Below are 914 nucleotides of genomic sequence, written 5' to 3'. Positions count from 1 at the left end.
GAGCAGGATCCCGATAAGTGCAGTCCATATTTGGATGTACACTGCATTTTCAGATGTTCCCACAAAACTGGTTACCTTAAGCCGTTGTTTGAGGTGCTTGAAGAAGGTTTCAATCTCCCAACGTTCTTTATAGAGCGCTGCTACGGTGGCTGGTTTCCAGGAGAAATTATTGGTCAGGAACTCGTATTCCACGTTTTTGGTGCTGTCCCAAACGCGAACCAAACGCATCTTCTTTCCTGCATACCTTTGATTGGCAAGTCCGTCAAGCTCAACAAGCTGATCTTCAAGGATCCCGCCAGCACGAAGCTCTTCGCTCTTTACCGTTTTCACTAGGGTATATTTCATGTTGGATTTCGCTCGGGTGACAAAGAAACAGCCGGTGCTGTCCAAAACGTTCATCCAGGCATAATCCACATAGCCCCGGTCTACAATAACCACGCAACCTTTGGGAAATGACATCGACTTAGCAATTTTGGATTCATGCTGTTTGCCATCTGTAATATGGACGAAACTTGGCATACAGCCATCGTAATCCAGTACGGTGTGAAGCTTCACCGCTCCCTTGGCACTACGGAACTTGGCCCAGTCAAATACGCTTAAGCACAATGGAATGATGGTAGCATCCATCAAAAACACCTTACGTTGTAATCTTCGCAATTCCGGCCTTTTATGAGTATGCTGTTGCCATAGGTGATCCAAAAGCTTATAATACAGATCCCTGAAAAGACCGTGATCGCGATGAGCATTCATATAGGAAAGGTTGGACTTGCTCGGCGTTCTGGAGATACCCATATGGTTCATGTTGCCAGTAGTGCTGCGGAGTCCATTAGAAATGTCACGAACCGAATCTGCCGAAGAGAGATGGCAGAATAGCATGCTCACAAAATGCGTCCAACTGTTGATGCCCTTGTGAT

Annotated in this window: 1 protein-coding gene; it reads right to left on the bottom strand. The window is 46.3% G+C overall.

The window, feature by feature from the left end; all coding sequences use genetic code 11:
- Positions 1-914, bottom strand: a 914-nt coding sequence (locus tag CRT24_RS15690; RefSeq protein WP_099372142.1) for an IS4 family transposase, incomplete at both ends; no start/stop codon positions are given.

The sequence above is a fragment of the Sphingobacterium sp. 1.A.5 genome (genome assembly GCF_002734235.1).
Taxonomy (GTDB): domain Bacteria; phylum Bacteroidota; class Bacteroidia; order Sphingobacteriales; family Sphingobacteriaceae; genus Sphingobacterium; species Sphingobacterium daejeonense.
This window is presented reverse-complemented; position numbering and strand designations above follow the sequence as displayed.